At 63.5% G+C, this 20,055-nt stretch carries 16 protein-coding genes and 2 pseudogenes; 10 read left to right on the plus strand and 8 right to left on the minus strand.

Annotation, left to right across the window (positions count from 1 at the left end; translation table 11 throughout):
- Nucleotides 1-95: 95 nt before the first annotated feature.
- Nucleotides 96-1,103: pseudogene (locus LDZ23_RS11065) on the plus strand (IS91 family transposase); the annotation flags it as partial.
- Nucleotides 1,104-1,593: 490 nt separating this feature from the next.
- Here the strand turns inward: LDZ23_RS11065 and LDZ23_RS11070 are convergent.
- A complete protein-coding gene (locus tag LDZ23_RS11070) occupies nt 1,594-2,277 on the minus strand; it encodes a cation efflux transmembrane domain-containing protein (protein WP_244807577.1) in 684 nt (227 codons plus the stop codon).
- A gap of 144 nt (nt 2,278-2,421) precedes the next feature.
- On the opposite strand from LDZ23_RS11070, the gene LDZ23_RS11075 reads away from it, so the two are divergent.
- A complete protein-coding gene (locus tag LDZ23_RS11075; RefSeq protein WP_425306886.1) occupies nt 2,422-2,724 on the plus strand; it encodes a Cd(II)/Pb(II)-responsive transcriptional regulator in 303 nt (100 codons plus the stop codon).
- A 351-nt stretch (nt 2,725-3,075) separates the two neighbouring features.
- Here the strand turns inward: LDZ23_RS11075 and LDZ23_RS11080 are convergent, their stop codons facing one another.
- Complete coding sequence (locus tag LDZ23_RS11080) at nt 3,076-3,939, minus strand: class I SAM-dependent methyltransferase (protein ID WP_244808137.1); 864 nt, start codon at nt 3,937-3,939, stop codon at nt 3,076-3,078.
- Nucleotides 3,940-4,085: 146 nt separating this feature from the next.
- Here LDZ23_RS11080 and LDZ23_RS11085 point away from each other — a divergent pair, with 146 nt between their 5' ends.
- Both LDZ23_RS11085 and LDZ23_RS34985 read left to right on the plus strand, forming a co-directional pair.
- Complete coding sequence (locus LDZ23_RS11085) at nt 4,086-5,465, plus strand: IS4 family transposase (protein ID WP_244807578.1); 1,380 nt, start codon at nt 4,086-4,088, stop codon at nt 5,463-5,465.
- Between the two features lie 146 nt (nt 5,466-5,611).
- Nucleotides 5,612-5,845, plus strand: coding sequence for a DUF736 family protein (locus LDZ23_RS34985; protein WP_244808138.1), 234 nt, complete (start codon nt 5,612-5,614; stop codon nt 5,843-5,845).
- Here the strand turns inward: LDZ23_RS34985 and LDZ23_RS11095 are convergent.
- Nucleotides 5,740-6,261 (minus strand): annotated as a pseudogene (locus tag LDZ23_RS11095) (FAD-dependent oxidoreductase); the annotation flags it as partial. The gene LDZ23_RS34985 and the pseudogene LDZ23_RS11095 sit on opposite strands and share 106 nt — an antisense overlap.
- A gap of 61 nt (nt 6,262-6,322) precedes the next feature.
- Here LDZ23_RS11095 and LDZ23_RS11100 point away from each other — a divergent pair.
- Together LDZ23_RS11100 and LDZ23_RS11105 are read left to right on the plus strand one after the other, a co-directional pair.
- Complete coding sequence (locus LDZ23_RS11100; protein WP_244807579.1) at nt 6,323-6,673, plus strand: DUF4148 domain-containing protein; 351 nt, start codon at nt 6,323-6,325, stop codon at nt 6,671-6,673.
- Nucleotides 6,674-6,847: 174 nt separating this feature from the next.
- Entirely contained in the window at nt 6,848-7,606 is a 759-nt protein-coding gene (locus LDZ23_RS11105; protein ID WP_008342688.1) for a DUF2242 domain-containing protein, read from the plus strand.
- 4 nt (nt 7,607-7,610) lie between these two features.
- Here LDZ23_RS11105 and LDZ23_RS11110 read toward each other — a convergent pair whose 3' ends face one another.
- Together LDZ23_RS11110 and LDZ23_RS11115 are read right to left on the minus strand one after the other, a co-directional pair.
- A complete protein-coding gene (locus LDZ23_RS11110; protein WP_244807580.1) occupies nt 7,611-9,755 on the minus strand; it encodes a D-(-)-3-hydroxybutyrate oligomer hydrolase in 2,145 nt (714 codons plus the stop codon).
- Nucleotides 9,756-9,980: 225 nt separating this feature from the next.
- Nucleotides 9,981-10,352 (minus strand): BON domain-containing protein, encoded by a 372-nt coding sequence (locus LDZ23_RS11115; protein ID WP_244807581.1) that lies wholly within the window; start codon nt 10,350-10,352, stop codon nt 9,981-9,983.
- Between the two features lie 627 nt (nt 10,353-10,979).
- On the opposite strand from LDZ23_RS11115, the gene LDZ23_RS11120 reads away from it, so the two are divergent.
- The 4 genes from LDZ23_RS11120 (at nt 10,980) to LDZ23_RS11135 (ending at nt 15,361) form a co-directional block, all read left to right on the plus strand.
- Complete coding sequence (locus LDZ23_RS11120) at nt 10,980-12,455, plus strand: TAXI family TRAP transporter solute-binding subunit (RefSeq protein WP_244807582.1); 1,476 nt, start codon at nt 10,980-10,982, stop codon at nt 12,453-12,455.
- A gap of 147 nt (nt 12,456-12,602) precedes the next feature.
- Complete coding sequence (locus LDZ23_RS11125; RefSeq protein ID WP_244807583.1) at nt 12,603-13,262, plus strand: 2-hydroxychromene-2-carboxylate isomerase; 660 nt, start codon at nt 12,603-12,605, stop codon at nt 13,260-13,262.
- Between the two features lie 133 nt (nt 13,263-13,395).
- Nucleotides 13,396-14,382, plus strand: coding sequence for a LysR family transcriptional regulator (locus LDZ23_RS11130; RefSeq protein WP_244807584.1), 987 nt, complete (start codon nt 13,396-13,398; stop codon nt 14,380-14,382).
- Complete coding sequence (locus LDZ23_RS11135) at nt 14,348-15,361, plus strand: AraC family transcriptional regulator (RefSeq protein WP_244807585.1); 1,014 nt, start codon at nt 14,348-14,350, stop codon at nt 15,359-15,361. The genes LDZ23_RS11130 and LDZ23_RS11135 overlap by 35 nt, the downstream gene beginning before the upstream one ends.
- A 14-nt stretch (nt 15,362-15,375) precedes the next feature.
- Here the strand turns inward: LDZ23_RS11135 and xdhC are convergent, their stop codons facing one another.
- From xdhC to xdhA, 3 genes are read right to left on the minus strand one after another with little or no spacing between them, the layout of a single operon-like run.
- A complete protein-coding gene (xdhC, locus tag LDZ23_RS11140; RefSeq protein ID WP_008342699.1) occupies nt 15,376-15,882 on the minus strand; it encodes a xanthine dehydrogenase accessory protein XdhC in 507 nt (168 codons plus the stop codon).
- Nucleotides 15,879-18,242, minus strand: coding sequence for a xanthine dehydrogenase molybdopterin binding subunit (gene xdhB / locus LDZ23_RS11145; RefSeq protein WP_244807586.1), 2,364 nt, complete (start codon nt 18,240-18,242; stop codon nt 15,879-15,881). The genes xdhC and xdhB overlap by 4 nt, the downstream gene beginning before the upstream one ends.
- Nucleotides 18,243-18,260: 18 nt before the next feature.
- On the minus strand, nt 18,261-19,784 hold the full coding sequence (gene xdhA / locus LDZ23_RS11150) for a xanthine dehydrogenase small subunit (protein WP_008342701.1): 1,524 nt from the start codon (nt 19,782-19,784) through the stop codon (nt 18,261-18,263).
- Between the last annotated feature and the right edge of the window lie 271 nt (nt 19,785-20,055).

Genomic DNA, 20,055 nt, shown 5'->3' on the forward strand with positions numbered 1-20,055 from the left:
GGATCCACTATCCTCTGTTCCCATAGTCACGGGTGGGACGCGTTCATATCATTGCTTACGACAGAACTTCCCATAAGGCACGTAATGGGGTGCACTCCATTACATGTCGCAACAGACACTGCCCACGGTGCCAGGCTGGCGCGGCGCGCCGCTGGCTGGAAGCGCGCGAGGCCGATCTCCTGCCCGTCGAGTACTACCACGTGGTCTTCACACTGCCCGCTGCGATCAGCGCGATTGCGTATTACAACAAGGCCGTCATCTACGGGCTGCTGTTCGATCTCGCGGCCGAAACGTTGCGCACCATTGCCGCTGATCCGAAGCATCTTGGAGCGCAGATCGGCGCCACGCTCGTCCTGCATACGTGGGGCGCGGCGGTCACTCATCATCCTCATGTGCACGGCATCGTTCCCGGTGGCGGATTATCGCCGGACCAAAGCCGGTGGATAGCGTGCAGGCCGGGCTTCTTCCTCCCGGTGCGCGTACTCTCGCGCCTGTTTCGCCGGCGCTTCCTTGAAGAACTTGAAGTGACCTATCGCCGGGGGCAGTTGCGGTTCTTCGGCGAATACGCCGGGCTCAACGATGTCGCAGCCTTTGCCAGGTGGCTCGCACCAATGTACGCATCCGAGTGGGTCGTGTATGCCAAACGCCCATTTGCGGGACCCAAAGCAGTGCTCGCCTACCTGTCGCGTTACACCCACCGCGTCGCGATCTCCAACCAGCGCCTAGTCGCGCTCGACGAACACGGCGTTACCTTCCGCTGGAAGGACTACCGCGTGAATGGACGCACCCGCAACAAGACTATGACCCTCGAAACAGATGAGTTCACGCGTCGCTTCCTTTTGCATGTGCTGCCTGGCGGTTTCCACCGCATCCGCCATTACGGCCTGCTCGCGAACCCATCGCGGCGCGCGAATCTCGCGAAGATACGCGAGTTGCTGGGCGCAGCGTCTTCCGCTATCGGCAGCAGTGCCAACGACATCGCTACAGTCGAAGCGTCGCCGACCTTCGTTTGCCGGCACTGTGGTTCGCCGATGATCATCATCGACATACTCCAGCGCAGCAGACCTATTCGGGCACCACCGGTTGAGCGAGAACACGCATGAATGCCATCGCGTCAGGATTCACACATCAACTGTCGGCTCTTCGGCAAAGAGAGCGCATAGGAGACGCTTGCGCCTACGACTCCATACGGGCAGTCTGTTGCTGGCCGGTCCGGCCGATAGCAACGCCCAGCAGCGTCGCTGCTGCAATCGTGGTTGCCCTGACTCACATTTATCCCCGTTCATATACGCCGTGCCTTCAATGAGGTTGAACAAATCGCCATAGCGGTGAAAGGTTCAGACCACGTCGGGGCACTCCGCGGTTTCCTCCCTTGGGACTTGTAGGACGCCTGCCCGCTGACGCCTGGGCGCGTTGATCTGCCGATGGATCAGGGCAGGCGTCCTACAACCCTAAACACAAACTGCCGGTCACATGCGCAGCCGGCAGGCCGCTCACGCGTCGGCTCTGCTTCGCAACCGGCCATCTGACTGTCACAAGGCGAGCGCTCGTTCATCGGCCAGAAGGGGGTGCCCTCAAAAAAGGGACTTCTTCCTAAGGATTGCGGGACTTTTTTTTGAAAACACGGATGATCGCTGGTCCCGCAGGCAATGGAGACCTAGCAGCCGGCGCCTGCCACACCCGAACGGACTGCCGCACGACTCCTAGCGCCGAGCTGAGGAAGACTCCCGCGATGATGGTCCCGACAATGATGTCCGGCCAGCGTGAGACAAGTATGTAGCTGCTGCCGGCGGCTATTAATACTCCGACATTGGCAATCAGGTCATTTCGCGAACACAACCAAGTGGAACTCATGTTGAGGTTATCGCTGCGGTGCCGGTAAAGCAGACTGAAACAGATGAGGTTGGCGGCCAGCGCCAACCCACCTACGATCCCCATCGCCCTCGCACTTGGCATAACGGGGTGTAACACCTTGTAGATGGCGTCTGCCAGCACTCCAAGGCCAAACAGCAGCATGAAACCTCCTTTCGCCAAAGCAGCGCCTGCGTGCCAACGCGTTGAGCGCGCCAGCATAAAGAGGGTGAAGCCGTACACTAGGGCGTCGCCCAACATGTCCAAGGCATCCGCCAGCAGCGAAGTTGAATGCACCAGAAGCCCTGCCGTGCCTTCTGCGAGGAACATCACGGCATTTATGCCAAGCACAAGCCATAGCACACGGCTATGGCTTTCCCGGAGGGTATTCACCTCACAACTTTTATCTTCGCAGCAATTTGTCATGACGTCTCTCGTGGGTTGCAGCTTGCCGTAGCTGCCGCAGATGTCGGTCCAGGAGTCGTAACACTTCAGGAAGCCGTACGGTTTTATGACAATTCCCCACCCTATGGCTACTATAGAGTCAAGAAGCTTTTAGGGAACCAGACAATGAAGATCGGTGATCTGGCGACACGGGCAGGCTGCAAGGTCCAAACCGTCCGCTATTATGAGAGCGAGGGGCTGCTGCCGGAACCGGCCCGTAGCGAATGCAATTACCGACTTTACGGGGAACCTCACGTCGAGCGATTGACGTTTATCCGCAACTGCCGCGCACTCGATATGTCGCTCGGCGAAATCCGTGCGTTGCTAGGCTTCAAGGATGGCGGTGGACAGGACTGCGGCGAGGTCGACGCTTTGCTCGACGAGCATATCGACCAAGTGGCCGAGCGCATTGCCAACTGCAGCGGCTAGAGGCGCAATTGCGAGAGTTGCGGCAATCCTGCGGCGAACGCCGGTCTGTCGAGGAATGCGCGATTCTTCAAGTGCTCACCGCTCTTTAGCGATCAGTCCGAGTGGAGGGTATGTCCAGTTGAGCCATGCTTCACCGTGACGTCAGGCCTACAAGCAAAGCACGTCAGATTAGGGCTGATTTCCTCATTGCCTGACATGGTCGCCTCGGCGTCCTAGACCCTAACCTGACGATCTCGCCGCTAAACGTACGAAAAAGTCCGGATCTCGGCGGCACCCCAGACGGGACATCAATCTGAGCGGCCAACGACGCTCAGCTCTACCGAGCGGGGGCGTCTCCCCTGTTAATCCCTGTCAGCGTGCCGGGTTGCGTGCCATGACGATCCACGCCGCGCCGTCGATCATCACCGACCGCTCGCCGGGGAGGCGCGCGAAGGCGGCGCGAACCGCGGCCGACGCGCGGGCGCGGATGTCGCCGGGCTGATCAGCGAGCGCGCGCGACAGTGGGCCGACCTCGAGCGTCATCTTCACCGCGTCGTCGATCGCAGCGTCCCGCGTCCCGCCCTCGCCGAACGGGACGGAAGCATCAAAAGGCGCGATATCGATATCGGCGAAGCCGGCTGCCGTCAGGATGCGCGACACCCGCCCCCGGTCGCCGAACGAAAATGGGCCGGGCGCTTCGGGATCGGGCGGCGCGCTCGGCGCGAGGATGCCCTTGAGCGCGCCCATCGGCAGGCGCACCCAATCGTTCTCGGCCGCGCTGCGCCAGCAGACGAAAGCGACTCGCCCGCCCGGCCGTAGCGCGCGTCGCATATGGGCGAACGCCGCTGTCGGATCGTCGAAGAACATCACCCCGAAACGCGAGAACAGGATGTCGAACGCGCCCTCGGGCAGCTCTGCGCTGCTGGCGTCGGCCACCTGGAACAGGACCGGCGTATCCGGTGGCGCAAGCGCGCGCGCCCGGCTGATCAGCGGTTCGGATAGGTCCACGCCGAGCACCTGGCCCCCTGCGCCGACGCAGGCGGCCAGAGACCGACTCGACGCGCCAGCGCCGCAGCCGACGTCCAGCACGCGCTCGCCCGTCATGGGCGCGGCGGCTTCTATCGCGGCCTGGCCGAACACCGACACCATAGCGTCGAGCCGGGCCTGGTTGGCGACCCAGCGCTCTCCGCTTTGACCATTCCAGTCGGCCACCTGATAGGCATTTTCCTTTGCGATGTCATCTCCTTGTTCTGATTCGTTCTTAACTAGCTACCCTTTGTTCGAGGCCTGGTCTTTACCCACATCTTTGGCGGGTTGACTTGTAAACTGCGACGCGTGATGTTAACTTCCGCCCATACGACATTTGTGGGCGATGTTCAACATTGTCTGATGCGAGCGATCCCGATGACTGGGCAAGTGTTGAGTTCGGCGCGGCGCAACTGGGTGACGCTCGCCTAACTCAGCGCTTGATCGCACTTGCAGGTAGATTGTCGGGCGCTCCACAATGTTCTTTTCCCCAGTCGCTTAAAGGCGCGGACCTTAAAGCTGCGTACCGGTTTTTTGATAATCCGAAGGTAGATCCCGACGGCGTGCTTGGTTCGCATATTGGTCGAACGCTCGAACGCATGCGGGAGGCGTCGGTCGTGTTGGCTGTACAGGACACGACCGAATTCAATCTTACGCATCTGCATGCGACGGAAGGTCTAGGCCATTGCGCAGGCCATAATCATCGCGGTTTTATGATGCATAGCATGCTGGCGGTAACCCCAGAAGGGTTGCCGTTGGGTGTGCTGGGCATGAAGACCTGGACGCGTACACCCGAGGAGCGCGGTAAGGGCGAGTTGCGCAGGCGGCGCACGATCCGGGAGAAGGAAAGCGCGAAATGGCTTGAAGGACTGGAACACCTGAGCGCGCTCAAAGCGCATTGTCCGCAGACGCATTGCATTGGCGTATGCGATCGTGAGGGAGACATTTACGACGTATTCAGGGCCGATCGCCCTGCTGGCGTCGACTGGCTAGTTCGTGCGAGCTGGAATCGCAGGGTGGCGCATCCGCAGAAGTATCTGTGGGAGACGATCGTCGCAGCGCCGGTGCTGGGCTTCACTGAATTGAAGATTCCAGGTTCGGGTAGCACGATCGCACGCACCGCACGCCTAACGTTGCGATGCGCGCCGGTGAGCTTGCGCCCACCGCGCTATCGACGCCCCAGAAGATTACCCAACGTCGAGGTGTTCGCGATTCACGCCATAGAAGCGGATGTTGCCGAAGGTCATGAACCCCTTGAATGGATGCTACTCACTTCGGTGCCCACGAATACTCGCGAAGAAGCACTGGAGCGCCTGGAATGGTATGAGCGGCGTTGGACGATCGAGTCGTGGCATCGCATACTCAAGAGCGGTTGTCGCGTCGAGGCACGGCAATTCGGCAATCTCGATCGATTCGTGCGTGCCACCGCCTTATTTGCCGTAATCAGTTGGCGCATCTTGTACGCGACCTTGCTGGCCCGAATAGACGGCGATCTGCCATGCGATGTGCTGCTTCAACAACTTGAATGGCGCGCGTTGTATTGCCGCGTACACAACACGACGACGTTGCCTGCTCGGCTTCCAACGCTGACGCAGGTCGTGCTATGGATCGCAAAACTCGGCGGTTACCTCGCGCGCAAGCATGATCGTCCACCTGGGCCAACCGTTATGTGGCGCGGCTTTCTCGCTCTGCACGAGATTACGGAGATGTACCGCATCTTCAGGCAGAACGAATGACCTTACTTGTGGGTAAAGACCAGGTTCGAGGCAAGGGGGAGCCGAACCGATGTCAAGGTGCGTATCGTCTCGAACAAACCCGCCTCCACCTGCGATAAGGCGCAACACCTGCGTGTGATCGTCTCAAGGTTCGAGACCGTTGCCGCCTGGCGCCGGACCTCGAAGGACACCGCTCCTGCCATTCCGTCAAACTCGACGATCCGTCCTTCACCGCGCCGATCTACGCCGATCTTTTCGACAGCGACGACGCAACGGGAGAAGGGAATCCGTGCTCTCAAACCAGCATCGACTGCTGGGCGAAAATACCCGCCATCGCGCCCTGCGATGATGCCTGGGTGACCGAGGGCAAGAAGGGCGTGGCGAGGTCGCCGGCGGCGTAGATGCCGGTCATGCTGGTTTGGCGGCACTCGTCGACCTTGAGGACGACGCCGGTGGGCGTATCGACCGTGGCGAGGCCCAGCGATTCATGCAGCTTTGCGGACGGCCTATTGCGCGGATGGGCGAACAGGATGTCGACCGCAATATTGCGGCGAGTATCGAGATTGACGGTGGCGATATGGCCGTTGTGATGGGCGATCTCGACGATCCGGCCATCGACGACAGGTATGTTGCGGCGCGCCAGATCGGCCAGGATATCGGGCGCAATGTTATGGCCATCGGCGAAGACAGTCAGCTTGTCCGTCCAATCGCGGAACAGCCTGACAGACTGGTGCGACTGCGGGCCGGACCAGACGAGGCCCCAATGCCGGCCGGCGACTTCAAAGCCGTCGCAATAGGGACAGGGCACGATGGACGTTCTGTCAATCGGTCTTAAGTTTCGATTACTGCCCTTCGTCCGTGGACGGCTGCGGCCCATCATGTTCAAGTTCAAATCGATCGTTCCCGTCATCGCCATTGCAGCCGTACTCGCCGCGCCGGCTTTCGCGCAAGCGCGCGAAGACGGCCCTGCCACCCGTGCGCAAGTGCGCGCCGAGCTCGTCCAGCTCGAACGCGCCGGCTACAAGCCGATGGCCGATCAAGCCACTTATCCCGCCGAGATTCAGGCTGCCGAAGCGCGCGTGGCCGCGCGACAAAGTGCATCGAACCCGTCGTTTGGCGGCGTGAGCGATGGCGCGTCGGCAGCGGGGAAACCGGCGCGCGTCGGGTTTTTGAGCCGTATCGTCCGTCCCGCCGCCGATGCCAATCCGGTCGACTTCAATCGTCCGTAAGCGAAACGCAAAGCGGCGCGCGACGCCGCATCCGACTAAGCCCGGCCTCGCGTGCCGGGCTTTTTTCGCTTGCTGAAGGAACTAAGACCTATGCTTTTTCGTCGGTGATACCGCTGGCACTACAATCTTCACCTGCCTCTCTTGGTTCCTCTCGCTCTCCGTCTTAAGCCGCTCATGTCATCTCTCGCATCGTCGCGTCTCGTGTTCGTGTCGCTCGCGCTGACCGCCCTTGTCGGGTGCGGCGGCCGCGCCGCCACCACGCCGAGCTATCAGCAGGAGCTGTTCAGCACCGGCGTGAGCCCGTTCGCGCACAATTTCGACGCCACCGTCAACGAAACCTGCGAGGCCGCGCGGCGTGCGCTGCTGTCGCAAGGCTTTCTCACGACGATGGGCCAGCCCGACACCGTCGACGCGACCAAGAATTTCCAGCCGAGCGCGGAAACGCACGTCGTCGTGTCGTTTCATGTCGTATGCACGCCCGGCGAAAACGCGACGAACCAAAGCATCGCGTACGTGAACGCCGTGCAGGACGGCTATGCGCTCAAGAAGAGCGACACGTCCGCGAGCGTGGGCTTGAGCGTGCTCGGCTCGCTGTCGCTGCCGATCCGCTCGAACAGCGACGCGATGGTCAAGATTTCCAGCGAGACCGTGCCCGCGGGCAAGTTCTATGACCGCTTCTTCGGTCTGATGGGCCACTATCTGAACACGGTGCCGCGCAGCGCGCCCGTCGCCGGCGACGAAGTGAAAAGCAAGCCGCTCGCGCCGTCGATCATCGTGAGCTCGCCCGAGTTGACGCCGACGCCCATCGTCGTGCAGGCGCCCGCCGCCGCGACCGCGATCCAGAGGCCGAATGCCGATGCGGCTGCGGCTGGCGCATCTGAAGTCCCGGCGGCGTCGGCGGCCGCAGTGCCCGCGGCCACCGTGACGCACTGAACCGTCAGTTCGGCACGTTGACGATGCCGCCCGCCACCGAGATCGCGTTCGCGCCGGGATCGGTCGCGATGGGCGGCAGATTCGACGTCGTGAGGGCGGGCGCCGAACCCGCCTTGCCGCCGCGCGCGACCGTCCGCACCACCTGCGACGGCGGCAGCGGCGCGTTGTTCTTCAGGTGGTTCCACATCAGGTTGAGCGCCTGAATGTCGTAGTAGTGGACCGGAATGAAGCGCGTGTCGAAGCCTGCCACGCTCAGGAACGCGTCGAAGTGCTGACCGTTCGTGATCTCATACAGCGAAAGCTGGCTCTTGCTTCCCTCCGCCACGCGATTCGCACCCAGATACGGCCGCGACGCATGATTGATCGGCACGAGCGCATCCGCCCGGCCCTGCACGATGATCGCGGGCTTGCCGCGCAGATTCGCGTTCACGCGGATCGCATTGACGCTGCCCGCCATCGTCGCGTTGCCGTTCGTCCATAACGCGCGCAGGCAGGCGGCGCCCGCGTAGCTCGCATCGGGCGTCGCCAGCCGATGATCCGCCGCGCCCGTCGTTCCCGCGTTGTAGACCAGGTTGATGCCGTTGGTCGGCGGCACGCCGTTGCCGTTGCCGAAGATCGTCGGCATCGGCGAGACGAGCGGCGTGACGCCGGCCGCGCCCGTCGCCGCGCTGGTCGTGCCGAAGCTGAACTCGCAGAGATTGTCGAGCACGCTCGCTTTCATGTACGCATCGGCGTAAGTCGCAGCGACGGCCGGCACCGCCTGCGAATCCCACATCGGCGCGTGCAGCGTGTCGGAATCGCTCTCGTAGCCGGCCTGATGCAGATGGTTCAGCGCATCGGTCGCCTGCTCCGTCGTCGTGCCGCCCGAGACGAAGCCGTTGGCGGCAAGCGTCGCACAGCGCGCCGTGCGGATCGCGTTGGTCGTGGCGGGCAGAAGCGTCGTCAGATACGGCGCGCCTGCCGCAGCGGGCGCGAGCGCCGCGCACGGCTGCAGCAGGTTCGCGAGCGTCATGTAATCCGCGAGCGGCCTGCCGAACGAGCCGACCGGCACGCCGCCCTGCAGCACCGAAACCTGCGACGGCAAATTCAGATTGATCTGCGGCTCGCCGACGACGACCGCCGTGATCCAGCCATCGGTGTCCTGTTCCGCCGCCGCCAGCGATGCGCCGCCGCCGTTGCTCACCGATGCCGCGATCGTCGTGATGCTGCCCTTGCTGTAGCGCACCTGATGCGTCGATCCGCTGACCGGCCCGAACATGTCGTTGAGCGCCCAGTACGCGAACTGGATCGCCTGCAGCGTGTTCTTGCCCCAGTCCTGCTCCGGGTTTTGCTGCGAATGCGCGTGCTTGTACGCGTAGCGATTCGGGAACGCAGAATTGAACGACGACAGCGCCGACGCGCTCACGTTCGCCTTGAAGATCGCCTTGGTCCCGGCGATGTCCGCACTGGCGAGCGTGCCGTCGATGAGCGTCACGAGCGTCGTCGAAATTTCCTGCGCGCCGTTGCCGCTGCCCTTGTCCGTGTAGGCGACCGCGCAGCCGCGCTTGAGGCCCCAGTCGCCCGCGGCCGAAATTGCACCGTAGACGCCGCGCGATCCCGATGACGTCGCCGTGACGATGCACGGCTCATCCGGATTGAAGCTCGTCGGGATCTGCACGAGCAAGCTCACGTTCTGCCTACCGCTGCCATCGTCCGCATAGGCGATGTATTCCTTGCCCGCGATCTTGCCTTCGCCGAGCGAGTCGTTGCCGTTCAGATCGATATTCGGCCCCCAGAAGCGGCCGTAGCCGCCGTTCGCCGACATGTCGACGAGCGCGCGGTAGTTCGAATAGATCGCCAGACGGCGTAATTCGGCTGCAGTCGGCGCGGCGGGCTTCGCGAACGTCGGCGCGCTCGCCGACGCGAGCCCCGTCTTGCCGAGACCGGCCGTGAGCAAATCGTCGGAGACGCCGTCGTAAGTCTGGGTGTTGACCGAGCCCGAGATGAAGCTCGGCAAGCTGTTGGCCGGCTGGCCGCCGCCGTTGTCGTCATCGCCGCCGTGGCATGCGGCTAGTGTCGCCGCCGCCAGCAACGCCAGCGCGCCGAGCGCGGCCGTTCGCGGCACATCCTGCAAAGTCTGCAACCTCGGGAAACGCGCGAGTCTTTTCATTGGAATCTCCGCCATCCGTTCCGATTGAGTGATGCGATGTTCAGCGATCGACAATGCGAGTATCGCGCCGATCGAACGCCAGTTACAGCTGATTTCATGCGCGCCGGCGAGAAAAGCACCAAACGACAACGGGCCCCGGCGGAGACGCCGGAGCCCGTTCAAACGCCCGCCAGACGAGCGAAGCTTGCGGCATCACGAGATGCCGCCCACTGCCTGTGACGCGTTTTATTGCCCGCCGCCTTGAACGCCGAGCGTGAGCTTGTTGGAAACCGACTTGACGCCCGGCACGCCCTTCGCCACTTCTTCGGCCTGGGCGATCTGGCCGCCTTCCGGCACCGTGCCGGTCAGCGTGACCGCGCCGCTGCGCGCGCGCACGAACACGTTCGACACGTCGAAGCCCTGCGCCTTCGACAGCGCGCGGCGCACGTCGTAGCCGAGCTTGCGATCGGTTTTCTTGGTCGCGGATTTCTGAGCCTTGGCCGACGCTGCCGAGTCGGTGCTCGTGGCCGCCGCGTCGCTCGATTGCGCATAGGCGCTCGATGCCACGGCCACGCACACCACCACGCCCAGCGCCTTCAACAGATCGACTGCTTTCATGATTTCTCCTTTTGTTTCGCTTGTTAACTTCGCACAGTTGCTACTTCGCTCGTTTTGCACTTCAAAAGCGGGCCGCATTCCCAGCGGCTGGGCAACGACATCGAGCGGCTGACCGTGACCGCGCGCGCCCGGCGCCTGAAACTGACGCGGGGAATAGCGGCGGCAAGCCGGCGGATGCGGCTCACGGTGCTGCGAGAGACTGGCGATCGAAACAAATCACGGCCGGTTTTTTCGGGCGATGACGCCCGCCGGCTCGAATATGACCTGCCGCATGGCGCCTGCTTTGCGGTCCGCGAACCCACATTCCGGGCTGCGGCGCGCGAGGAGCCTTGCGTGCGGCGGCGAACGTCAATTTAGCCCAGCGCGGCCATTAGCGCAAAGCATTTAACAATGCGGCCGTACGCGACGCCGTTCGCAAGCAACAGCGCGGACGCTTTCTACATACGCCTGTCACACGGCGCGCGGGGGCTGCGGTGATCCGGGCGACGCGCGATCTCATGTACCATCGACGCCATGCCGGCCGCCCGGACGCGCCGCTCGCGCGCCTCGACGAACACGTTCGGGCAGATGTCCGCGCATCGCGATCGGGTAAGCTCGCACGCACGAAGTTTTAAAATCACCGACGAGATGACCCACCCTTCAGGAAACAATCCGGGCCACGATCCGGACGTCCCGCCCAAACGCAAACCCCTGCCGAGAATCGGCGCGCGCTTCGTCGCGATCTCATGGCGCGATCTCGCGCTCACCTTCGGCCCGATTCTGCTCGTGTGCGCGGCTGCGCTCTATGCCGCCGTGCGGCTGATCCAGCCCGCGCCGCCGAGCACGCTGACCATCGCCGCCGGCCCGAAAGGCAGCTCATTCTGGACGAGCGCGCAGAAATACAAGACGATCCTCGCGCGCAACCGCGTGACGCTGAACATCCTCGAGACGCAAGGCTCGCTCGATAACCTGACGCGCCTCGAAGACCCGAAATCGAACGTCGACGTCGGCTTCGTGCAGGGCGGCCTGACCAAGCCGGGCGCGACGCACGACAATCTGGAATCGCTCGGCAGCGTGTCCTACGTGCCGCTCGCGGTGTTCTATCGCGGCGCGACGGTCGTCAGCCGATTGTCGGAGCTGAAGGGCAAGCGGCTCGCGATCGGCGCGGAGGGCAGCGGCACGCGCGTGCTCGCGCTGAATCTGCTGAAGGCGAACGGCATCGAGCCGGGCGGCGACACGGAACTGCTGCCGCTCGCCGGCGACGAAGCCGCGAAAGCGCTCGAAGACGGCCAGATCGACGCAGCCTTTCTGACCGGCGACTCCGCGCAGCCGCCGACGATGGCGAAGCTCCTGCGCACGTCCGGCATCCGCTTCATGGATTTCGCCCAGGCCGACGCCTACGCGCGCCGCTTTCCGTATCTGACTGAAATCGACTTGCCGATGGGCGCCTTCGATTTCGCCCGCAACCTGCCGCCGCGCGCGGTCCACATGATCGCGCCGACCGCCGAACTGGTCGCGCGCGACAGCCTGCATCCGGCGCTCTCCGATCTGCTGATCGAAGCCGCACGCGAGGTGCACGGGCGCGCGAATCTGCTGCAGCGGGCGAACGAATTTCCGGCGCCGCTCGTCCACGAATTCCGCATCAGCGACAACGCCGAGCGTTACTACAAATCGGGCAAGAGCTTTCTGTACCGTTCGCTGCCGTTCTGGGTCGCGAGTCTCGCGGATCGCGTGCTGGTCGTGCTGGTGCCGCTGATCGTCGTCCTGATTCCGGGCTTGCGGCTCGTGCCGGGGCTGTATCGTTGGCGCGTGAAATCGCGCATTTATCGCTGGTATGGCGCGCTGATTGCGATAGAGCGGGAAGCGATCAGCGGCCCCGACACCGCGCAACGCGACGCCCTGCTCGACCGCATCGACGCGATTGAAGCGGCCGTCAACCGCATGAAGATGCCGCTCGCGTTCGCCGATCAATTCTACGTGCTGCGCGAGCACATCGGTTTCGTTCGGGAGCGCCTCGCGCATGCACCGGTCGCCCCGGCCGACCAGACCAGCGCCCACGACATGGCGCAACACCATGCGCCCGGTGTCGTTCGCCAAGCAGACACGGAGCAAGGCAGCACGTAATATCTGTTGGAGAAACGTTAGAAAAGGATGCGACGCCGCGCGCCGCGCGCCGCATCCGTCATGCAGGACACGACAAAAAACGAACAGATGCGGCTCAGAGCGCGCCGCCGCGCGAGCAAAGCCACGGAATCTCAGGGAGAAGGGAACATGAGTGCCCCGCATTCGACCAGCACCGGTCATCCGTACTTTTTCTTCGACTTCATATCGCCGTTTTCGTACTTGCTGCTGGAGCAGCATGAAAAGTGGCCCGACATGCCTTTCGAACTGGTACCCGTCCAGTTGATGAAGCTGCTCGACCGCTGGGGCCAGCCGCACGCCGCGACGATTCCGTCCAAGCGCATCTTCACCTATCGGCACGCGCTCTTCCGCGCCGAGCAGCTCGGCATTCCGTTCAAGATGCCGCCCGCGCATCCGTTCGATACGAGCAAGGCGCTGCGTCTTGCCGTGCTGGCCGACGGCGACATCGCCCGCGTGCGCGAAATCTTCCGCTACATCTGGCGCGAAGGGCGCGATCCCGCGACGCCCGAAGGCTTCAAGGCGTTGTGCGAGCACGTCGGCATGCCGGAGGCCGTGACGCGCATCGAGGATGAGGACGTCAAGGCGAAGCTGCGCGACAACAACGACCGCGCCGTAGCGATGGGCGTGTTCGGCGTGCCAACTTTCCTCGTCAACGATCAGATCTTCTGGGGCGAGGACACGCTGCCGATGGTGCTCTACGTCGCGCGTTCGCCGAACTGGCTCGACGGCGCGGAAGTGAAACGCATCAGCGCGCTGCCGATCGCGCCGAAAGACGCCGATTTCAGCTGACGGCGGCCGGATGGCGGACGCGCCTATGCCGTGCATAGCGCGCCTGCTATGGCGTCAAAGTTGGATAAGCGGTTTACTTCGGCTTTAGGGCTCGCGAGTTCGCGCCCGCGCGTCCTGAATTCACTTGCTTGCCATGAACGATCCCGCCGACTCACTCGACATCTGGCTCATCCGCGTGCTGCGCACCTTGCTGCTGGAGCGCAGCGTGACGCAGACCGCGCAGCGGCTGAACCAGACGCAACCGGCGATCAGCACCGCGCTGCGCCGTCTGCGCGAGATCTTGAACGACCCGATTCTCGTGCGCGGCAAACAGGGCATGGTGCCGACCGAATACGGCGAATCGCTGCTCGCGCCCGCGCAACGCGCATTGCGCGAAGTGGAATTCGTCGCGACGCCGCACGGGGATTTCGATCCGCAAAGCTCGCGCCGCACGTTCCGCGTGGCCGCGCCTGATTATCTGAACGATTTCTTCATGCCGACGCTCGTCGCCGCTTTTCGCGACGCCGCGCCCAATGCGCGTCTGGAGATCGAGTCGCTGAATCCGATGCGTGATCACGAGCGCATGCTCGACGAAGGCGAAATCGATCTGATGGTCGCGAACTGGACGAAGCCCGAGCCGCGCTTCGAACGCCAGGATCTTTTCAGCGACGTATTCGTCTGCCTGATGCGTGCGAATCATCCGCTCGCGCGCGAACCGCTGACGGCGGAACGCTACGCGCTCGCCGCGCACCTCGCGCCGACGCCGTATAGCGGCGGCCGGCGTCATCCGATCGACATCGGCCTCGCGCGCGCGGGCATCGAAAGGCGCATCGTCACGACGATTCCCTACTTCGGCCTCGTGCCGCAGGTGCTGTTGCAGTCGGACCTCATCTTCACCGCGCCGCGCCGCTTCGCGCAGCACTATGCGGCGATGCTGCCGCTCGCCGTGCTCGACTCGCCGGTGCCGTTTCCGCGCATCAAGTGCTACCAGCTTTCGGTGCCGCAGCCCGATCAGCCGACGGACATCGCCTGGCTGCGCACGCTTATGTCGACCGTATCCGACTCGCTCACGGGCCGGAAGCAAGTCGCGGCGGCGGCATCGGGCGATGAAATCGCCGAACTGGGCGAAGCCGCGAAGTAACGCACGCGCGGCGGGACTTCGGTACTATCCGAACGACACCTTCTGCCCGCCCGCTCACATGGATGCTCTCGACAAACTGATTCAGCTTGCGAGCCTTGCCGGCGCGCTCGATCTGCGCTGCCTGCTGAGCGGCCCGCTGGAACTGGATCACGCGCCCGCGCCCGCCGGCGAAGCGGTGTATCACGTCGTGCTCGACGGCGCGTGCACCGTCGTGCGCAAAGGTCACGCGCCGCTCGAACTGACGGCGGGCGACATATTCTTTTTGCCGCGCGGAGACGCGCATGTGCTGAGCATTAAGGCGCGCGAAGGCGGCTCGTCCAAAGTCGAGATGGAAGCGCGCGACAACGGCGCGGTCACGGTAAGAAGCAATTGCGGCGGGCAGCCGCCGGGCGTGGACTTGCTGTGCGGGCGCTTTCTCTACGCGCCGCGCGCGCTTCTGATCGACGTCCTGCCGGATGTCGTGCACGTATCGTTCTCGAACGCGTCGGCGTCCTATCTCGCGCCGCTCGTCCAGACGATGCGCCGCGAAGCGGAAGATGCGCAACTGGGCGCGCCGTCGATCGTCACGGCGCTATCGACCGCGCTATTCACGATGGTGCTGCGCGCGTGGCTCGACGGACAGCCGTCATTGGCGGGCGTGCTTGGCTTGCTGGCGAACCGGCGGCTGGGCGCATCGATCATCGCGATGCTAGAGCGCCCTGCCGAACCGTGGACGCTGGAGATGCTCGCCAAGGAAGCGGCGATGTCGCGCGCCACGTTCATGCGCGCGTTCTCGGCGCATTCGGACAGCTCGCCGCTCGCGTTGCTGAGTCACGTGCGGATGCAGCTCGCCAGCACGATGCTCACGCATACGAAAAAGAGCATCGCGGATGTCGCGGCCGATGTGGGGTATCAGTCCGAAGCGGCGTTTTCGAAGCGGTTCAAGGAGCTTTATGGCGTCGCGCCGGGACGCTTCAGGCAGACCAACGGCATCGCTTGAAGCGTCATTGTGGCTCAGGCGGAAAGATGCGCTGCGTTCACCGCCGGCGTTCCGAACCTCGCCGTCACCTCCCGCACGCGCAGCAGTTGCGCGGCAACGGCGAGCCCGATCGACCACGGCGCCTTGTCGACGATCCCTTCCACGCCGATCGGACACGTGATCTCCGGCAGCCGATCCGCCGCCACACCACGCTCCATCAATCGCCGCTCGAACTTGACGCGCTTCGTCTTCGAGCCGATCAGCCCGAAGTAAGCGAAGTCGTCGCGCCGCATGATGCGTTGCGTCAGCGAAAAGTCGAGCGAATGATCGTGCGTCATCACGATGAAATACGCGCCCGGCGGCGCTTCGTCGACGATCGCGTCGGGCAGATCGGTCGCTTCGATCTGCACGTTCGGCGGCACTTCGTCGGGGAAAAGTTCGTCGCGCGCATCGACCCATTGCACGACGCACGGCAACGTGCCGAGCACCTTCACGAGCGCATGGCCGACGTGGCCCGCGCCGAACAGGACGACGTGCATCATGAGCGCGCGCTCCGCACCGCATTCACCGCCTTCAGGATTTCTTCGGCCGTCGCGGGCGCGTTGAGCGGCGGATTGATCTTGTGATCGCCGACAGCGGAAACGGCATCGCGGATCGCGAAGAACACCGAGAACGGCAGCAGCAACGGCGGTTCGCCGACGGCCTTCGAACGATGGATGCTGTCCTCCACGTTGCGATTCTTGAAGAGATCGACGCGGAAATCGGCGGGCATGTCGTTGGTCGTCGGAATCTTGTAGGTCGACGGCGCGTGCGTCATCAGCTTGCCGTTGTCGTCCCACCACAGCTCTTCCGTCGTCAGCCAGCCCATGCCCTGCACGAAGGCGCCTTCCACCTGACCCTTGTCGAGCGCCGGATTCAGCGACGCGCCCACGTCATGCAACGCATCCGCGCGCAGCACGCGCATTTCGCCGGTGAGCGTGTCGATCACTACTTCCGACACTGCCGCGCCATACGAGTAGTAGTAGAACGGACGGCCTTGCATTGTCGCGGCATCCCAGTGGAGCTTGGGCGTCGCGTAGAAGCCGTCGGACCACAACTGCACGCGCGCGAGATATGCCTTCTGGACGACTTCGCCGAACGGAATGGCATCGTCGCCGACGATCACGCGGTCGTTCGCGAAGCGCACTTGCGCCGGCGTGACCTTGCCGCCGCCGAACTTCTCCGCCGCGAACTTCGCGAGCCGCTCGCGCAACTGGCGCGCGGCGTCCTGCGCGGCCTTGCCGTTGAGATCGGTGCCGGTCGATGCCGCCGTCGCCGATGTATTCGCGACCTTGCTCGTATCCGTCGCCGTCACGCGCACGCGCTCGAAGTTCACGCCGAGTTCGTGCGCAACCACTTGCGCGACCTTCGTGTTCAGGCCCTGGCCCATTTCGGTGCCGCCGTGATTCACGAGCATCGAGCCGTCGGTGTAGATGTGAACCAGCGCACCCGCCTGGTTGAAGTGCGTCACGTTGAACGCGATGCCGAACTTCACCGGCGTCAGTGCGAGGCCCTTCTTCAGAATTGCGTTGTTCGCGTTGAATTCGTCGATGGCCGCGCGGCGCTTGCGATACTCGCTCGTCTCTTCGAGTTCGGCGATCAGTTCGTGGATGACGTTGTCCTCGACCGTCTGGCCGTAAGGCGTCTTGTTGTTCTCCGTCTTGCCGTAGAGATTCGCGCGGCGCACGTCGAGCGAATCCTTCCCGACCGCACGCGCGACGTTATCCAGAATGTATTCGATCGCGAACGCGCCCTGCGGCCCGCCGAAGCCGCGAAACGCGGTGTTCGACTGCGTGTTGGTCTTGCCGCAATAGCCTGCGATCTTCACATCCGAGAGCCAGTACGCGTTGTCGAAATGGCATACGGCGCGCGTCATGACCGGGCCCGACAAATCCGCGGAGAAACCGCAGCGCGACGTCATGTCGACGGACACGCCTTCGATCTTGCCGTCATCGTCGTAGCCGACTTCGAAGTCGTACACGAAGTCGTGACGCTTGCCGGTGATCATCATGTCGTCGTCGCGGTCCGGACGCAGCTTGACCGGGCACAGCAACTTCCATGCGGCGAGCGCCGCGCAGCACGCGAAAATGCCCGACTGCGATTCCTTGCCGCCGAATCCGCCGCCCATACGACGGCATTCGACCAGCACGTTATGCGAATGCACATTCAGCACGTGCGCGACGAGATGCTGCATTTCCGTCGGATGCTGCGTCGAGCAGTAGACGTGCATGCCGTCATCCTCCTTCGGCACGGCATAGGCGATTTGGCCTTCGAGATAGAACTGTTCCTGGCCGCCGAGCTTCATCGCGCCGCGCTCCTGATGCGCGGCTTTCGACATGCGGCTTTCGGCGTCGCCGCGCGAGAGCTTCAGCGGATTGAGCACGTACGATTCCGCTTTGCGCGCGTCTTCGGGCGTGAGAATCGGCACGAGGTCTTCGAATTCGATGGCCGCGCGACGCGCGGCCAAGCGCGCCGTATCGTGCGACGTCGCGACGACGATGAACATCGGCTGGCCGACGAACTGCACGATGCCCTGAGCCAGCACCGGATCGTCGTGGATGATCGGGCCGCAATCGTTCACGCCGGGAATGTCCTCGGCGGTGAAGACGGCGACCACGCCTGGCGTCGCGCGCACGGCGTCGAAGTTCATCGACACGATCTTCGCATGCGCCTTTGGGCTTGTGCCGAGCGCGGCGTGCAGCGTGCCCGCGACGAGCGGAATGTCGTCGGTATAGCTCGCGCGCCCGCTCACGTGCAGATGCGCCGACTCATGCGGACGCGATACGTGGACCTGCTTGAAAGCGTCGATTTCGTTCGCGAGCGACTGAGCGTCGGCGATGAATGCTTCTGCTTGCTGATTCATGTTCTTTTGCTCCTTCGCTTACTTCGCTTCGACGAGTTCGATTGCGCGCACATCCAGCTTCGATTTGTCCAGCGGATCGTGCGGGCGCGTCTCCAGCCAGAAGCGATACAAGAGGCTCTTTGCGGTGTCGAGGCGATAGTCGCTGCTCGCGCGCATGTCGGTGAGCGGCTGGTAATCCTTGGAAAGCGCGATCATCGCGGCCTGCGCGGTGGCTTCGTGCCAAAGCGCATCGTTGAGAATGGCTTCGGCGTGTTCCGCGCGCTTCGGCGTCGCGGCCATGCCGCCGTAAGCGAGGCGCGGCTCGCGGATCGTGTCGCCATCGGCGATGAAACTGAACGCGGCGTAGACGGCGGAAATATCGGAGTCGAAACGCTTCGACAGCTTGTACGCGCGGAACTTAAGGTTCGCGCGTTTGCCCGTGCGCGTCGGCACGCGGATCGCGGCGACGAACTCGTTCTCGCGCATGTCCTTCTTCTGATACGCGATGTACAGATCCTCTAGCGGCATCTCGCGCAGACCATCGACGCTTTGCAGGACGACGCGCGCATTCAGCGCGATGAGGCCGGGCATCGAATCGCCGATCGGCGAGCCGTTCGCGACGTTGCCGCCGAGCGTGCCGGCGTTGCGGATCGGCAGCGACGCGAAACGCAGACGCGTCTCTTCGAGTTCGGGATAGAGCTTCACGAGTTCGTCGTACGCGCGCTCGACCGACACGCCCGCGCCGATCTCGATCCATTCGTCCGTCGTCTCGACGTGCTTGAACGAGTCGATCTGCCCGACATAGACGATATCGCCCAGATCGCGCAACTGCTTCGTCACCCACAAACCGACGTCCGTGCTGCCTGCGAGAATCCGCACGTTCGGGTTTTTGTCCTTGATCGCGGCGAGCGCTTCGGTCGTGCGCGGCGCGTCGAACTGGCGGCCGGCGTGCTCGTAGTGGAACGTGTCGTCGCGCTTCAGGCTTTCGAGCGTGCGCGTGAGCGCCGGCACGTTGACGGGCGCGAGCGGCGCGCGGTCGAACATCTGCTCGGCAGCGTCGATGATCGGCCGATAACCCGTGCAGCGGCACAGATTGCCCGTCAGCGCATCGCTGATCTCCTGGCGCGAGGGCTTCGTCTTCTCGCACGTTCCCGGGCAGCCGGTCGTCGCATGACCGTGCTTTTCGTAGAGCGCGAACATCGACATCGCGAAGCCGGGCGTGCAGAAGCCGCATTGCGAGCCGTGACAATCGACGAGCGCCTGCTGCACCGGATGCAGCGTGCCGTCCGGCTGGCGCAGGTCTTCGACGGTGAAGAGCGCGCGGCCGTCGAGCGTCGGCAGAAACTGCACGCACGCGTTGACGGCCTTGAACGCGACGCCGCCCGCGCCGTCCGGCTCGCCGATGACGACCGTGCACGCGCCGCAGTCGCCTTCCGCGCAGCCTTCCTTGGTGCCGGTGCAGCGCGCGTCTTCGCGCAGATATTGCAGGACGGTGCGCGTCGTCGACGCGCCGCTCACTTCCTGGATCGCGTTGCGGTGATAGAAGCGGATCGGCTCAGTCATGGATGTCTCGGGGCTCTTCGATGCTTTTTCGCTGGTTGCGCGGGATGCGCAGCCGGTGGCATTCGCGATTTCGGACCTTTTCAGATTAGTCCTGTCGCTTCGATGGTTCAAAAGCTATCACCGCCAAAATCGATAACCCATAGGCGGCATTGCATGAACGACATATTCTTCGTCCGATATGTGCTGAGAGCCTTATCCAGCAAGGGTTCCCTCGGCGGCGCCCGATGACTCGGACAGGCGATTTGTCCTAGCTGATTACAAAACGACTGCG

It is taken from the genome of Caballeronia zhejiangensis (assembly GCF_022879815.1).
GTDB classification, from domain to species: Bacteria; Pseudomonadota; Gammaproteobacteria; order Burkholderiales; family Burkholderiaceae; genus Caballeronia; species Caballeronia zhejiangensis.

Excerpts from the sequence above, each read along its gene's own strand:
- LDZ23_RS11070 (WP_244807577.1), bottom strand. The coding sequence starts at position 2,277 with ATGACAAATTGCTGCGAAGATAAAAGTTGTGAGGTGAATACCCTCCGG.
- LDZ23_RS11075 (WP_425306886.1), top strand. The coding sequence starts at position 2,422 with ATGAAGATCGGTGATCTGGCGACACGGGCAGGCTGCAAGGTCCAAACC.
- LDZ23_RS11100 (WP_244807579.1), top strand. The coding sequence starts at position 6,323 with ATGTTCAAGTTCAAATCGATCGTTCCCGTCATCGCCATTGCAGCCGTA.
- LDZ23_RS11105 (WP_008342688.1), top strand. The coding sequence starts at position 6,848 with ATGTCATCTCTCGCATCGTCGCGTCTCGTGTTCGTGTCGCTCGCGCTG.
- LDZ23_RS11110 (WP_244807580.1), bottom strand. The coding sequence starts at position 9,755 with ATGAAAAGACTCGCGCGTTTCCCGAGGTTGCAGACTTTGCAGGATGTG.
- LDZ23_RS11115 (WP_244807581.1), bottom strand. The coding sequence starts at position 10,352 with ATGAAAGCAGTCGATCTGTTGAAGGCGCTGGGCGTGGTGGTGTGCGTG.
- LDZ23_RS11120 (WP_244807582.1), top strand. The coding sequence starts at position 10,980 with ATGACCCACCCTTCAGGAAACAATCCGGGCCACGATCCGGACGTCCCG.
- LDZ23_RS11125 (WP_244807583.1), top strand. The coding sequence starts at position 12,603 with ATGAGTGCCCCGCATTCGACCAGCACCGGTCATCCGTACTTTTTCTTC.
- LDZ23_RS11130 (WP_244807584.1), top strand. The coding sequence starts at position 13,396 with ATGAACGATCCCGCCGACTCACTCGACATCTGGCTCATCCGCGTGCTG.
- LDZ23_RS11135 (WP_244807585.1), top strand. The coding sequence starts at position 14,348 with ATGAAATCGCCGAACTGGGCGAAGCCGCGAAGTAACGCACGCGCGGCG.
- xdhC (WP_008342699.1), bottom strand. The coding sequence starts at position 15,882 with ATGATGCACGTCGTCCTGTTCGGCGCGGGCCACGTCGGCCATGCGCTC.
- xdhB (WP_244807586.1), bottom strand. The coding sequence starts at position 18,242 with ATGAATCAGCAAGCAGAAGCATTCATCGCCGACGCTCAGTCGCTCGCG.
- xdhA (WP_008342701.1), bottom strand. The coding sequence starts at position 19,784 with ATGACTGAGCCGATCCGCTTCTATCACCGCAACGCGATCCAGGAAGTG.